Origin of the sequence: Rugamonas rubra, from assembly GCF_900114705.1 — a bacterium.
Classification (GTDB): Bacteria; Pseudomonadota; Gammaproteobacteria; order Burkholderiales; family Burkholderiaceae_D; genus Rugamonas; species Rugamonas rubra.
This window is the reverse complement of record NZ_FOTW01000009.1, coordinates 1-16,024: the sequence shown is the minus strand read 5'-3', so window position 1 is coordinate 16,024 and position 16,024 is coordinate 1. Positions and strand designations below refer to the sequence as shown.

Sequence of the window (16,024 nt, the reverse complement as noted above, 5' to 3'; positions counted from 1 at the left end):
TACATTGTTGCGTTTTGGGGAGAGCTGCTAAATGCCGGGTTCGCTTGCTGTTGTCCGCGTCGCGGCGTCCCCAACTCGGCGCGGCGTTTCAGGCGCGCGCCGGCGCGGCCGGGCAGCCGCTCCAGTAGCTGGCGGCGGGAATGTGCTCGCCCTTCATCACCAGGGTCAGCGGGCCGAGGCGGGCGTTGTCGCCGACGGTGGCGCTGTACAGCACGGCGCTGCGCGGCCCCATGTAGACCCGTTTGCCGATACGCACGTGGTCGATCTTCATCACGCGGTCCTCGAACAAATGGGTCTGCGGGCAGCACAGCGCGTTCAACTCGCTGTACTCGCCGATGCTGACGCAGTCGAACTCGGTGATGTCGGTGGTGTCGAGGTAGACGCCGCGGCCGATCTTCGCGCCCAGCAGCTTGAAGGCCAGCGGCAGCCACGGCGTGCCGCGCAGGTAGCGCATGAAGTTGGGCACGGCGATGCCCTCGTACAGGTTGGTGACGCCCTCGGAGAGCCAGACGAAGGGCGTCCACATCGGCTCCGATTGCTTGCGGTAGCGGCCCAGCAGCAGCCATTTGAAGGCGACCACGAAGACGTAGTTGCCGATGCCGTAGAGCAGGCCGGCGACGGCCAGGTCCCAGCTCACCTCGGCCCAGCGGCCGGCGCCGGCGGCCGGCATCACCGCCAGCACCAGCGTGTAGCCGACGGCGATCACCAGCGCGTGCGGCGCGACGATGCGGAAGGCCTCGATCAGGCCGCGTCCGAGCCGGCGCAGCGGCGAGGGGTGGAAGGTCAGGTTCTCCGGGTAGCCGCTGGTCTGCTCGCGCGCGGGCAGGCTGATCGGCGGCGAGCCGAGCCAGGTCTCGCCGCAGCCCATCTGGGCGTTGGCCGGCGCGCGCGAGTGCACGCCGATCAGCACGCGCTCGGGCAGCACGGTGCCGTCCGGGATGTAGGCGCCGTTGCCGACGAAGCTGCGGTGCGCGATGACGGTCGGCTGCATGGTCATCCAGCCGCCGTCGATCTCCTCGTCGCCGAGCATGACGGCGTCGGCGATGAAGGTCTCGTCGCCCAGCGTCAGCATGTCCGGCACCACGCCGAGGGCGGTGGAGATCTCGGCGTCGCGGCCGACCTTGGCGCCGAGCAGGCGGTACCAGTAGGGCGCGTAGACGGTGGCGTAGATGCCGTGCAGGACGTTCAGGCTGGACTCCTGGATCTGGCTGACCAGCCACTTGGCGCAGTAGGTGTTGCTGTGCACGGCGTAGCGGCCCGGCTTCAGGCGCGGCAGCACGCCCCAGCGGATGCCGGCCGACAGCAGCGCGGTCAGCACGATCAGCACGGCGCTGGCCGGGAAGGCCAGCAGGAAGTAGCGCAGCAGGCGCACGCCCAGGTCGTCGCCGTTCACCCAGGGCAGCCAGCCGGCCTCGTCGAACCAGTCGATCAGCACGAAGCTGGGGAACACCGGCATGAAGAACAGGGTGACGATCAGCACGATGCCGAGCACGAAGAAGAGCGCCTCGGCGGCGTGGCGCAGGGCGCCGACCGGCGGCCGTGGCGGCAGGCGCCGCGGGTCGAAGGCGCCGCTGTCGCGCGCCGGCGAACCGCTCCAGATGCGCCCGGCCGGCACGCTGGCGCCGTCGCCGAGCGCCGACTGGCCCTCCAGGTGGCCGGCGGCGCCGACCCGGGTGTTGCCCTCGAGGACGGCGAAGGAGCTGACGCAGGCCTCGTCGTCGAGGCGGATGGCGCCCAGCAGCAGGCGGCCGCGTTCGACGCGGGCGTTCTCGAAGTTGACGGCGTTGCCGATGCTGACGCCGTCGCCGATGCATAGCAGGTCGGGTGCGCGCAGGGTCAGCGAGCCGATGACGACGTCGTGGCCGACCTTGGCGCCGAGCGCGCGCAACCACCAGACGGCCAGCGAGGAGCCGCTCAGCAGGTAGGCCGGCGCCGACTCGACCAGCCGGTCGGCCAACCACCAGCGGTAGTAGCTCAGGCCCCACAGCGGATAGCTGCCGGCCTTCAGGCGGCCGGCGATGAGCCACTTGCCGGCGATGGCGATGGCGAACTCGAGCGCCGTGGCCAGCAGGTAGACGCCGGCCGAGACGGCGATGGCGCGCGCCACCGAGTCGCCCGGGCCGCCGGTGAAGAAGTGGTAGGTGAAGAAGGGCGCCAGCCACTGCGCCATGCGCAGCGCCACCAGCGCCGGCATGGCCGCCGCCTGGGCCAGGCCGCAGCGCCAGCGGCGCCAGGCCGGCGGCGGGGTCCATTCGGCCTCGGCCACGGTGGCGGCCTGGGCCTGTTCGAGCACGGCGGCGATCAGGCCGACGCGGCGTTGCTGGTAGATGTCGCGCACGGTGATGTGGGCGAAGCGCGGGTCGGCGCGCAGGGCCGAGGCGAGCCGCGCGGCGAAGAAGGAGTGGCCGCCCAGGTCGGAGAAGAAGTCGGCCTGGCGCAGGATCGGCTGGCCGGGGAACAGCGCGGCCAGGGCGGCGAACAGGGCCTGCTCGGCCGGGGTCTCCGGCAGGTCGGAGTCGGCGGCGTGGCCGGCCGGCGGCGCGCCCGGCGGCATCGCCTTGAGCGCCTTGCGGTCGATCTTGCCCGAGGTCAGGCGCGGCATCGCCGCCAGCATCTCGTAGCGGCCCGGCACCATGTAGGGCGGCAGCGTGGCGGCCAGGGCGTGGCGCAGCGCGCCGGCGGCCGGCTCGACGCCGGACTCGGCCACCAGGTAGGCGACCAGCTGGTCGATGCCGTCGTCGCGGCGCAGCAGCACGGCCGCCGTGCCGACGCCGTCCTGCTCGGCCAGCAGCGCCTCGATCTCGCCGAGCTCGACGCGGAAGCCGCGGATCTTGACCTGGTCGTCGGCCCGGCCCAGGCACTGCACGCGGCCGTCGGCGTCGATGCGGGCCAGGTCGCCGGTGCGGTACAGGCGGGCGTCGTGCAGGCCGCCGGCCCAGGGGTTGGGCAGGAATTTTTCCACCGTCAGGTCGGGCCGGCCCAGGTAGCCCTCGGCCAGGCCGGGGCCGGTGATGCACAGCTCGCCCGTCGCGCCGCGCGGCAGCAGGCGCAGCGGCGCGCCGGCCGCGCGCTCGGCGTCGGCGTCGATCACCAGCAGGCCGTAGTTGGGCAGCGGCGTGCCGATGGTGACCGGCTGGCCGATGTGCAGCTCGGCCAGGCTGCACGACACCGTCGCCTCGGTCGGGCCGTAGGTGTTGAACATGCGGCGCCCGCCGGCCCAGCGCTCGACCAGGCTGTCCGGGCACATCTCGCCGCCCAGGTTGATCAGGCGCAGGCTGGGCACGTCCCGGGCGAACAGGGCCAGCAGGGTGGGCACGGCGTGCAGCACGGTGACGCCGTTCTCGGCCAGCAGGCGCGGCAGGGTCTCCGGGTCGCCGCTGGCGTCCTTCGGGCCGAGCCACAGCGTGGCGCCGACCAGGTAGGCGATCCAGATCTCCTCGAAGGACATGTCGAAGGCCACCGAGAAGCCCTGGTAGACGGTGTCGCTGGCGGCCACGCCGAGCACCGCGTTCTCGCTGCGCAGGAAGTGGCAGATGCTGCGCTGCGAGATCAGGATGCCCTTCGGCTTGCCGGTCGAGCCGGAGGTGTAGATCACGTAGGCCGGCTGGTCGGGCGCGACGGCGCCACGGCGGGCCAGCGGCTCGCCCGGCGCGGCCGGCGCCAGCAGGGCCTCGGCGGTCCACACCGGGCGGCCGATGGCGGCCAGGCGCGGCGCCAGGGCGGCGCAGCTGAGCACGCCGGCGGCGCCGGCGTCGTCCAGGCAGATCTGCAGGCGCTCGACCGGGGTGTCCTCGTCGACCGGCAGCCAGGCGGCGCCGGCCTTGGCCACGCCGGCCTGCAGCAGCAGCAGCTCGACACCGCGCGGCAGCCACAGGCCGACGATCTGGCCGGGGCCGACGCCGGCGCCGATCAGGCGCGCCGCCACCAGGTCGGCCTGCCGGTCCAGCTCGGCGTAGCTGACCCGGCGCTCGCCGCTGACCAGCGCCGTCTGCCCGGGCGCGCGGCGGGCGCTGGCCTCGAGCAGGTCGGCCAGGATCTCCTCGCGCAGCAGTTCGGCGCGTTGCGGACCGTGGAGGATGTCCGGATGGGCCTGCGGGAGGGACGGTGGGGCGATGTCGTTCATGCTGATGCTTTTTGGTGGAGTCGTGCGTGATGCCCGGCCGCCGGCCGAGCCGGCCGTGCCGCAGGGCTGACATTGTACGGCAAGCGGCGCTGCGGCCATAGGGCGGCACCGTTGCGGCTTGGCTTCGCTAGAAGTAAATAAATTGCAAGATTCCCCTTTTTGACGGAGGATTTTGATCTACATCAAATTATTGCTTGAAATCAATCAATACACTGATGAAAGTCCTGCCGCTGTCCGGCGGCGGCGGCGGCAGCCGCGCCGCCCGCCGCGCCGGCCGGGCGTGGCCGCCCCCACCCAGCGGCCGCCGATTTCGCCTTGCCGGCCGCCATCCCGCCATATTGCACAGCAGGTCGTCCCGGGGCGCCGCTGTTTCGCCAATTTGATGAGAATGACTATGTGTAACTTCCAATTTCCTTGCACGGCAGCGGCACCAGCGCGCCTCGTTGCGGCGGCATGAACGCGCGCCTGGTCGACCTGGAGCTGCAGGTGCGCGCGATGGCGCCCAGCCGCGCCGCCGCCGCCGAGCAACTGGCCTTCCTCGAGCTGGGGCCGGACGAGATCGCCCTGCTGCGCCAGGTGCACGCGCCGCTGCAGGCGCGGCAGCAGGCCATCGTCACGGCCTTCTACGAGCACCTGCAGACGGTGCCGGCGCTGCGCGCCATGCTGGCCGACCCGCAGGTCTACGCCCGCCTGCAATCCGCCCAGGCCGAGTACTTCCGCGCCCTGACGGCGGGCGACTACGGCGCCGACTACGTGCTGCACCGCGTGCGCGTCGGCGTGGTGCACCAGCAGATCGGCCTGGAGCCGCAGTGGTACATCGGCGCCTACCGCAAATACCTGTCGGCGCTGGCGCCGCTGCTGCAGGCGCTGCTGGCCGACCGGCCCGAGTTGTACCTGCCGACCTACGACGCGCTGCTCAAGGTGGTCTGCTTCGACATGAGCCTGGCGCTCGACACCTACATGCAGAGCGGCCGGCGCGAGCTGCGCGACAGCGAGGAGCGCTTCCGCGCCGCCTTCGGCCAGGCCGCCGTCGGCCTGGCCGAGTTGAGCGTGGAGGGGCGCTGGCTGCGCGCCAACCGCAAGCTGCAGGAGATCGTCGGCTACAGCGAGGCCGAGCTGCAGGCGCTGAACTTCCGCGACATCACGCCGGACCACGAGTGGCGCGCCGACGAGGAGGCGGTGGCGCGCCTGGTGGCCGGCGAGATGGACCACTACTCGCGCGAGAAGCGCTACCGGCGCAAGGACGGCCACATCGTCTGGGTCAAGGTGACGGTGGCGCTGATGCACGCCGGCACGCGCGACGCCAGCGTGGTGGCGGTGGTCGAGGACATCGCCCGGCGCAAGCAGTACGAGGAGGAGCTGCGCCACCTGGCCAGCCACGACCCGCTGACCGGGCTGGCCAACCGCAACCTGATGCTCGACCGGCTGTCGCAGGCGATCGCCTTCGCCCACCGCGCGGGGCGCCACGTGGCGGTGATGTTCATCGACCTGGACCGCTTCAAGAACATCAACGACAGCCTGGGCCACGACGCCGGCGACCAGGTCATCATCGAGGTCGGCCGCCGGCTGGCGCGCAACATCCGCGAGGGCGACACCGTGGCGCGGGTCGGCGGCGACGAGTTCGTCGTGCTGCTGTCGGACGTGGCGCGCGACGACGAGGTGGCGGCGCTGGCGGCCAAGATGCTGGCCGCGCTGTCGTTGCCGATCATCGTGCACGGCCAGGAGCTGGCGCCGGTGGGCAGCATCGGCATCAGCCTGTACCCGCGCGACGGCGCCGACAGCCGCGACCTGCTGCGCAACGCCGACGCGGCGATGTACCGCGCCAAGGAGCTCGGCCGCGGCAACTTCCAGTTCTACGCCGAGGAGATGAACGCGCGCACGCTGGACCGGCTCAAGCTCGAGGGCGGCCTGCGCCGCGCCCTGCAGCGCGACGAGTTCGAGCTGTACTACCAGTCGCAGGTGGAGCTGAGCAGCGGGCGCATCGTCGGCATGGAGGCGCTGCTGCGCTGGAACCCGCCGGGCGGCGCGGTGGTGCTGCCGGGCGACTTCATTCCGATCGCCGAGGAGACCGGCCTGATCGTGCCGATCGGCGAGTGGGTGCTGCGCCAGGCCTGCGCCCAGCAGGTGGCCTGGCGCGAGGCCGGCCTGCGCGACGTGCGCGTCGCCGTCAACCTGTCGGCGCGCCAGTTCAAGCAACAGGACCTGGCGCGGCTGGTGGCCCAGGTGCTGGCCGAGACCGGCTGCCGGCCGCAGAGCCTGGAGCTGGAGATCACCGAGAGCGTCATCATGGAGCGGCCGGAACAGGCCACCGCGATGCTGCAAACGCTCAGCGACATGGGCGTGCACCTGTCGATCGACGACTTCGGCACCGGCTATTCCAGCCTGACCTACCTGAAGCGCTTCCCGATCCAGACATTGAAGATCGACCGCTCCTTCGTCGCCGACCTGATCAACGACGCCGACGACGCCGCCATCGTCTGCGCCGTCATCGCGCTGGCCCACACGATGGGGCTGAGCGTGATCGCCGAGGGCGTCGAGACCGAGGCCCAGCTGGACTACCTGCGCGCGCAGCACTGCGACCAGCTGCAGGGCTACTACTTCAGCCGGCCCCTGCCGGCGGCGCAGGTGGCGGCCCTGCTGGCGGCCTAGCCGCCGCCCGTCGCCGGCGGCCTACCGCAAGTAGCACCGCCACTGAGCCGGAACGGCCACGTCGCGCCGTTCGGAGCGTGAACATCTCTTTGGCGATCTCTATCCCGTCTGTTGAGTCGCATGCCGTTGACTAATGGCCGGCACCACGGGTGTTGATTTGATATGCGTCAAACGTCTTTGAATATCAATCGATGGGTTTGCTTCTCGACGAGGAACGTTGCCTTATGATGGGCGCCGGTGTTACTCGCTTATCGTGATTCTATTCAATTATCTCAGCAGTATAACCATCACCCTCGTGCCGCCCCTGGATATTCTCCATTGCAATCCGTTTGCCTATGAGGGAAATACACGCTGCTGCTCGGAAAACCACATGTGGAGATTCAACAGTCGCAAGCGGAACAGCCTGTCCGTGATGACAAGGAGTAAGCATTATTCCCCGGCCACTGGCGTGTTTGAGCAATTCAGAGACACGATCAAGTATTCATTCAGTTGCCCTCAAGATTCTAAGTTTGCGCGCAGCCTAGATTCCCCGCCGCCATGCGCGTTAATAGTCCTCCGAAGTATATCTTCGGGGTATCGCTTATCAAATTTCTTCCTATACTTATTGTTGATTTAATATTTTTTATGGAGAATGACAATGCAAACCGGACAGAATTCGACTATCGAACAAGGCATCGCGCATGGGCGCGCATTTCGACTCAGCGCCGCGCAGCGGCTAAGCTGGCCGTCGTTGAACCGCCATTCGGCCGCCGCCGGGCCGCCACACGGCGAACCGCTGCCGCGGCGGCCGGGCCGGCGGCGCGCAGCGGCGCCGGCCCGCTGCCTGCACGAGCTGTTCGAGCGGCAGGCCGAGCGCACGCCGGACGTGGTGGCGCTTGAGCAGGACGGCGCCCAGCTCAGCTACGGCGAACTGAACGCGCAGGCCAACCGGCTGGCGCACCATTTGCGCACGGTGGGCGTGGCGCCGGACCGGTTTGTCGGGATCTGCGCGCGGCGCAGCCCGGCCATGGTGGTTGGCATGCTGGCCGCGCTCAAGGCGGGCGGCGCCTACGTGCCGCTCGACCCGGCCTATCCGGTGGAGCGTTTGAACGTGATGCTGCGCGACTGCGCGCCGGTGGTGGTGCTGGCGCAGGCCGACCTGGGCGCCGGCCTCGACTGCGGCGGCGCGGCGCTGCTGGCGCTGGACGCCGCGCCGGCGCCGTGGGCGGACCGGCCGGCCGACAAGCCGGACGGTGTCGCCGGCGCGGCGCCGCACCATCTGGCCTACCTGGTGTACACCTCCGGTTCCACCGGCGCGCCCAAGGGCGTGATGGTGCCGCACCGCGCCATCGTCAACGAGGTGCTGGCCCTGGGCGCTCTGCACGGCCTGGCGGTCGGCCGCCGCCAGCTGCAATTCGTCTCGACCGCCTTCGACGTCTGCGTCGAGGACGTGTTCAGCACCCTGGCCTGCGGCGCCACGCTGGTGCTGCGCAGCGAGGCGTGGCTGGGCGACGCGGCCAACTTTTGGCGCCACTGCGCCGAGCAGCGCATCTCCGGCATGAATCTGCCCGCGCTGTTCTGGGAACAGCTGGCGCTGGACGACGGCGCCGCCATCCCGCCCTGCGTGCGGCGCGTCGTGGTCGGCGGCGAGGCGATGGGCAAGGCCGCGCTGCGCGCCTGGTTCGACCGCCCGGGCCACCGGCCGGAGTTGTACAACGCCTATGGCCCCAGCGAGACCAGCGTGTGCGCCAGCGTGCAGCCGTGCGAGGACCGTGGCGACGCGGCGCAGCCGATCGGCCGGCCGATCGACAACACCAGCATGTACCTGCTGGACCAGGCCGGCCGGTTGGTGGCGCCCGGCGTGCCCGGTGAAATCCACATCGGCGGGATCGGCGTGGCCAGGGGCTACCTGAGGCAGCCGGAGCTGACGCGGGCGCGCTTCCTCGCCGATCCATTCTCGGACCAGCCGGAGGCGCGCATGTACCGCACCGGGGACCTGGGCCGCCAGCTGGAGGACGGCAGTATTGAATTCATCGGCCGCAACGACCAGCAGGTGAAGATTCGCGGCTTTCGCATCGAGCCGGGCGAGATCGAGGCGCGCTTGCGCGGCCAGCCCGGCGTGCGCGAGGCCACCGTGCTGGCGCGTGAAGACCATCCCGGCGACAAGCGCCTGGTCGCCTACCTGGTGGCGCAGCCGGACCAGGCGGCACCGGACGCGCAGCTCCTGCGCGCGGCGCTGGCGCGCGTGCTGCCCGTCCACATGCTGCCGGCCGCCTATGTGACGCTGGACGCGCTGCCGCAAACGCCGAACGGCAAGCTCGACCGCGCCGCTCTGCCGGCGCCGGCCGCCGACGCCTACGCGCAGCGGCCCTACCAGGCGCCGCAGGGCGCGACCGAGCAGGCCTTGGCGCGGATCTGGGCGGAGCTGCTGCGGCTGCCAAGCGTGGGACGGCAGGACAACTTCTTCGAACTGGGCGGCCATTCCCTGCTGGCGGTGCAGATGCTGTCGCGCTTGCGCCAGCGCCTCGGCGTCGAGGTGGCGTTGCAGGCGCTGTTCGACCAGCCGGTGCTGCGCGACTTCGCCGCCGTCGCGGCGCGGGCGACGGCCAGCGTGCTGCCCGCGCTGGTCCCGGCCCGGCGTCCGGCGGCGCTCCCGCTGTCGTTCGCGCAGCAGCGGCTGTGGATCGTCGCGCAGCTGGGCCGGCAGGCCAGCGCGGCCTACCACGTTCCCGGCGGCCTGCGCCTGAGCGGCCGCTTGGACCAGGCGGCGCTGGGCGCGGCGCTGGCGCGCATCGTGCAGCGCCACGAGGTGCTGCGCCTGTACATCGGGCAGGCCGACGGCGCGCCGTGCCAGCGCTTCACGCCGCAGGCCGAGCTGCCCTTCCATGTCCACGACCTGCGCGCCGCGCACGACCAGAAGGCGGCGCAGGCGCACTGGCGCCGGGTGGAGGCGCAGGCGCCGTTCGACCTGGCCGCCGGCCCCTTGATCCGGGCGCGGCTGTTGCGCACCGGGGAGCTGGAGCACGTGCTGCTGCTGACCATGCACCACATCGTCGCCGACGGCTGGTCGATGGGCGTGCTGGCCGACGAACTGGGGCGCCTGTACCGCGCCTACGCGCTGGAAGGCGTGTCCTACGACGTCGACCCGCTGGCGCCGCTGGCGGTGCAGTACGCCGACTACACGCTGTGGCAGCGCCAGTGGCTGGGCGGCGCGCTGCAGCAAGAGCAGCTGGCCTACTGGCAGCGGCAACTGGCCGGCGCGCCGGCGCTGAACGGTTTGCCGACCGACCGGCCGCGTCCGCCGGTGCAGGACTTCGGCGGCGACAGCGTGGAGGTGCGCCTCGACGCCGGCCTGGGCGACGCGCTGCGCGCCCTGTCGCGGCGCCACGGCACGACCCTCTACATGACCCTGCTGGCCGGCTGGGCGGCGCTGCTGGCGCGCCTGTCCGGCCAGGACGAGCTGGTGCTCGGCACGCCGGTGGCGAACCGCCGCAGCGCCGAGCTGGAGCCCTTGATCGGCTTCTTCGTCAACACCCTGGCGTTGCGGCTCGAGCTGGCCGGCGATACCAGCGTCGGCGACTGGCTGGCCCAGGTGCGCCGGCGCGTGCTGGCGGCGCAGAACCACCAGGACCTGCCGTTCGAGCAGGTGGTTGAAGCGCTCAAGCCGGAGCGCACGCCAGCCCACCACCCCTTGTTCCAGCTGATGTTCGCCTGGCAGAACGCGGCGGACGCCGCGCCGGACCTGGCGGGACTGGCGCTGGAGGCGCTGCCCGAGCAGGGCGGGCGCGGCACCCAGTTCGATCTCGCGTTGAGCCTGCGCGAGGAGGCGGACGGCGGGATCACCGGCGTGCTCAGCTACGCCACCGCGCTGTTCGAGCGCGACAGCGTGGAGCGGCATCTGGCCTGCCTGCAGGTGCTGTTGCGCGGCATGGCGCGCGACGACAGCCAGCAGGTCGAGCGCATCGAGCTGCTCAGCGAGCAGCAACGGCGCCAACTGCTGGTCGAGTGGAACGCCACGCGGCCGCTGGCCGCGCCGGCGTTGTGCCTGCACCAGCTGGTGGAACTGCAATGCGCGCGCGCGCCCGACGCGGTGGCGGTCGAACAGGACGGCCGCCAGCTCAGCTACCGCGAGCTGAACGAACAGGCCAACCGGCTGGCGCACCATCTGCGCACGCTGGGCGTGGCGCCGGACCGGCTTGTCGCGCTGTGCGCGCTGCGCAGCCCGGCGATGGTGGTCGGCATGCTGGCCGTGCTCAAGGCCGGCGGCGCCTACGTGCCGCTCGATCCGGCCCATCCGCCGGAACGGCTGAACGCCATCCTGCGCGACAGCGCGCCGGTGGCGGTGCTGACCCAGGGCGGGCTGTGCGACGGCCTCGATTGCGGCGGCGCGGTGGTGCTGGCACTCGACGCCGCGCCGGCGCCGTGGGCGGCTCAAGTGGCCGGCAACCCGGGCGACATCGCCGGCGCGGCGCCGCAGCACCTGGCCTACCTGGTCTACACCTCCGGCTCCACCGGACGGCCCAAGGGCGTGATGGTGCCGCACCGCGCCATCGTCAACGAGGTGCTGGCGTTGGGCGAGCTGCACGGCCTGTGCGCCGGGCGCCGCCAGCTGCAATTTGTCGCCACCGCCTTCGACGTCTGCGTCGAGGACGTCTTCAGCAGCCTGGCCAGCGGCGCCACGCTGGTGCTGCGCAGCGAAGCCTGGCTGGGCGACGCCGCCAATTTCTGGCGCCACTGCGGCGAGCAGCGCGTCTCCGGCATGAACCTGCCGGCGCTGTTCTGGGAACAGCTGGCGCTGGACCGCTACGCCGCCATTCCGCCCTGCGTGCGGCGCATCGTGGTCGGCGGCGAGGCGATGGGGGCTGGCGCGCTGCGTGCCTGGTTCGGCCGCGAAGGCCACCGGCCCGAGTTGTTCAACGCCTACGGCCCGAGCGAAACCGCCGTGTGCGCCAGCGTGCAGCAATGCGGCGACCGTGGCGGCGCCGCCGAACCGATCGGCCGGCCGATCGCCAACACGCGCATGTACCTGCTCGACCGGCACGGCCAACTGGTGCCGCCCGGCGCGGCCGGCGAGATCCATATCGGTGGGGCCGGCGTGGCCAGCGGCTATTTGAACCAGCCCGAGTTGACGCGCGAACGCTTCGTCGCCGACCCGTTCTGCGGCGCGCCGGGGGCGCGCATGTACCGCACCGGCGACATCGGCCGTTGGCTGGCCGACGGCACGGTCGAATTCATCGGCCGCAACGACCGGCAGGTCAAGATCCGCGGCTTCCGCGTCGAGCCGGGCGAGATCGAGGCCCGGCTCGAGCGCCTGCCCGGCGTCGGCAAATCGGCCGTGCTGGCGCGCGAGGACCGGCCCGGCGAAAAGCGCCTGGTGGCGTATCTGGCCGCCGCGCCGGGCCAAGCCGCGCCGGCTGTGCGGGAGCTGCGCCAGGCGCTGTCGCAGGTGCTGCCCGACTACATGGTGCCGGCCGCCTACGTGACGGTCGACGCGTTGCCGCTGACGCCGAACGGCAAGCTGGACCGCCAGGCGCTGCCGGCGCCGGCCGCCGACGCCTACACGCAGCACGCCTACCAGGCGCCGCAAGGGCCGGTCGAGCAGGCGCTGGCGCAGATCTGGGCCGAGCTGCTGCGCGCCGAGCGGGTGGGGCGGCAGGACCATTTCTTTGAACTGGGCGGCCATTCGCTGCTGGCGGTGCAGATGACGGCGCGGCTGCGCCAGCGCCTGGGCGTGGAGGTCGCCTTGCAGGAGGTGTTTGCCCGGCCGGTGCTGCGCGACTTCGCCGCCGTGGTGGCGCAAACGGCGGCCAGCGCCATGCCGCCGCTGCTGCGCGGCCCGCGCCCGGCGACGATACCGCTGTCGTTCGCCCAGCAGCGGCTTTGGTTCATCGCGCAGATGGGCCGGCAGGCCAGCGCCGCCTACCACATTCCCGGCGGGCTGCGCCTGCGCGGCCGGCTCGACGAGGCGGCGCTGGCCGCCGCGCTGGCGCGCATCGTCCAGCGCCACGAGGTGCTGCGCACCCGCATCGAGCTGGTCGACGGCGAACCGAGTCAGCGCATCCTGGCGCAGGCCGCGCCGCCGCTGCAGCGGCACGACATCGGCGCGTCTTCCGACCCGGCCGCCGCGCTGGCGCACTGGCGCGAACTGGAGGCGCGGGCGCCGTTCGACCTGGCCGCCGGCCCGCTGCTGCGGGCGCGCCTGCTGCGGTTGGCCGCGCAGGAGCACGTGCTGCTGCTGACCATGCACCACATCGTCTCGGACGGCTGGTCGATGGGCGTGCTGGCCGACGAACTGGCGCGGCTGTACCGCGCCTACGCGCTGGAGGGCGTGCCCTACGGCGACGACCCGCTGGCGCCGCTGGTGGTGCAGTACGCCGACTACACCTTGTGGCAGCGCCAGTGGCTGGGCGGCGCGCTGCAGCAGGAGCAACTGGCCTATTGGCAGCGGCAACTGGCCGGCGCGCCGGCGCTGAACGCCTTGCCGACCGACCGGCCGCGTCCGCCGGTGCAGGACTTCGGCGGCGACAGCGTCGACGTGCGCCTCGACGCCGACCTGGGCGAGGCGCTGCGCGCCCTGTCGCGGCGCCACGGCACGACCCTGTACATGACCCTGCTGGCCGGCTGGGCGGCGCTGCTGGCCCGCCTGTCCGGCCAGGACGAGCTGGTGATCGGCACGCCGGTGGCCAACCGCCGCAGCGCCGAGCTGGAACCCTTGATCGGCTTCTTCGTCAACACCCTGGCGCTGCGGCTCGACCTGGCCGGCGATCCCAGCGTCGGCGACTGGCTGGCCCAGGTGCGCCAGCGCGTGCTGGAGGCGCAGAGCCACCAGGACCTGCCGTTCGAACAGGTGGTCGAGGTGCTCAAGCCGGAGCGCACGCTGGCCCACCATCCCCTGTTCCAGCTGATGTTCGTCTGGCAGAACGCGGCGGGCGCCGCGCCGGCCATGGCGGGGCTGGAGCTGGCGGCGCTGCCGGAGCAGGGCGGCCACGGCACCCAGTTCGATTTGGCGCTGAGCCTGCGCGAGGAGGCGGACGGGCGGATCACCGGCGTGCTCAGCTACGCCACCGCGCTGTTCGAGCGCGACAGCGTGGAGCGCTATCTGGCCTACCTGCAGGTGCTGCTGCGCGGCATGGCGCGCGACGACAGCCAGCAGGTCGACCGCGTCGACCTGCTGAGCGAGCAGCAGCGGCGCCAGCTGCTGGTCGAGTGGAACGCCACGCGGCCGCTGGCCGCGTCGGCGCTGTGCCTGCACCAGCTGGTGGAACTGCAATGCGCGCGCGCGCCCGACGCGGTGGCGGTGGAACAGGACGGCCGCCAGCTCAGCTACCGCGAGCTGAACGAACAGGCCAACCGGCTGGCGCACCATCTGCGCACGCTGGGCGTGGCGCCCGACCAGATGGTGGCGCTGTGCGCGCGGCGCAGCCCGGCGATGGTGGTCGGCATGCTGGCCGTGCTCAAGGCCGGCGGCGCCTACGTGCCGCTCGATCCGGCCTATCCGCCGGAACGGCTGAACGCCATCCTGCGCGACAGCGAGCCGGTGGCGGTGCTGACCCAGGGCGGGCTGTGTAACGGCCTCGATTGCGGCGGCGCGGTGATGCTGGCGCTCGACGCCGCGCCGGCGCCGTGGGCGGCTCAAGTGGCCGGCAACCCGGGCGACATCGCCGGCGTGGCCGGCGCGGCGCCGCACCATCTGGCCTATCTGGTCTACACCTCCGGCTCCACCGGACAGCCCAAGGGCGTGATGGTGCCGCACCGCGCCATCGTCAACGAGGTGCTGGCGCTGGGCGAGCTGCACGGCCTGTGCGCCGGGCGGCGCCAACTGCAGTTCGTCTCCACCGCCTTCGACGTCTGCGCCGAGGACGTGTTCAGCACCCTGGCCAGCGGCGCCACGCTGGTGCTGCGCAGCGAGGCCTGGCTGGGCGACGCCGCCAACTTCTGGCGCCACTGCCGCGCGCAGCGCGTCTCCGGCATGAACCTGCCGGCGCTGTTCTGGGAACAGCTGGCGCTGGACCGGCGCGCCGCCATTCCGCCCTGTGTGCGGCGCATCGTGGTCGGCGGCGAGGTGATGGGGGCGGGCGCCCTGCGCTCCTGGTTCGGCCGCGAAGGCCACCGGCCCGAGCTGTTCAACGCCTACGGCCCCAGCGAGACCGCCGTGTGCGCCAGCGTGCAGCAATGCGGCGACCGTGGCGGCGCCGCCGAACCGATCGGCAAGCCGATCGCCAACACGCGCATGTACCTGCTCAACCGGCACGGCCAGCTGGTGCCGCCCGGCGTGGCCGGCGAGATCCATATCGGCGGGGCCGGCGTGGCCAGGGGCTATTTGAACCAGCCCGAGTTGACGCGCGAACGCTTCGTCGCCGACCCGTTCTGCGGCGCGCCGGGGGCGCGCATGTACCGCACCGGCGACATCGGCCGCTGGCTGGCCGACGGCACGGTCGAATTCATCGGCCGCAACGACCAGCAGGTCAAGATACGCGGCTTCCGCATCGAGCCGGGCGAGATCGAGGTGCAGCTGTCGCGCCTACCCGGCGTGGGCGAGGCGGTGGTCGTGCCACGGCAGGACCGTCCGGGCCACAAGTATCTGGCGGCCTATGTGGTGGCGCAGCCGGGCCAGTCGGCGCCGGCGGCGCACGATTTGCGCCAGGCGCTGTCGCACGTGCTGCCCGAGCACATGGTGCCGGCCGCTTATGTGGCGCTGGCCGCGCTGCCGCTCACGCCGAACGGCAAACTCGATCGCGCCGCCTTGCCGGCGCCGCAGGCCGACGCCTATGCGCGCCACGACTACCAGGCGCCGCAGAGCGCGGCGGAAACCGCCGTCGCCCAGATCTGGGCCGAGTTGCTGCATGTTGACCGGGTCGGCCGGCTCGACAGTTTCTTCGCGCTGGGCGGCCATTCGCTGCTGGCGGTGCAGATGACGGCGCGGCTGCGCCAGCGCCTCGGCGTCGAGGTGGCCCTGCAGGAGGTGTTCGCCGAGCCGGTGCTGCAAGACTTCGCCGAGGTGGTCGAGCGGGCGGCGGCCAGCGCGCTGCCGCCGCTGCTGCCGGCCGCCCATCCCGACACGATACCGCTGTCGTTCGCCCAGCAGCGCCTGTGGTTTGTTGCGCAGATGGGCGAACAGGCCAGCGCCGCCTACCATATCCCCGGCGGGCTGCGCCTGCGCGGCCGGCTCGACGAGGCGGCGCTGGCCACCGCGCTGGCGCGCATCGTGCGGCGCCACGAGGCGCTGCGCACGCGCTTCGAACTGGTCGACGGCGAGCCCTGCCAACGCATCGC

Annotated in this window: 3 protein-coding genes; 2 read left to right on the top strand and 1 reads right to left on the bottom strand. The window is 72.0% G+C overall.

The window, feature by feature from the left end; all coding sequences use genetic code 11:
- Positions 1-88: 88 nt before the first annotated feature.
- Complete coding sequence (locus BM252_RS09275; RefSeq protein ID WP_093386682.1) at positions 89-4,123, bottom strand: Pls/PosA family non-ribosomal peptide synthetase; 4,035 nt, start codon at positions 4,121-4,123, stop codon at positions 89-91.
- Between the two features lie 453 nt (positions 4,124-4,576).
- Here BM252_RS09275 and BM252_RS09270 point away from each other — a divergent pair, with 453 nt between their 5' ends.
- Positions 4,577-6,772: a putative bifunctional diguanylate cyclase/phosphodiesterase gene (locus BM252_RS09270; RefSeq protein WP_093386679.1), complete on the top strand. Its 2,196-nt coding sequence runs from the start codon at positions 4,577-4,579 to the stop codon at positions 6,770-6,772.
- Between the two features lie 730 nt (positions 6,773-7,502).
- A partial coding sequence (locus BM252_RS09265; protein ID WP_174900466.1) for a non-ribosomal peptide synthetase occupies positions 7,503-16,024 on the top strand: 8,522 nt, incomplete at its 3' end.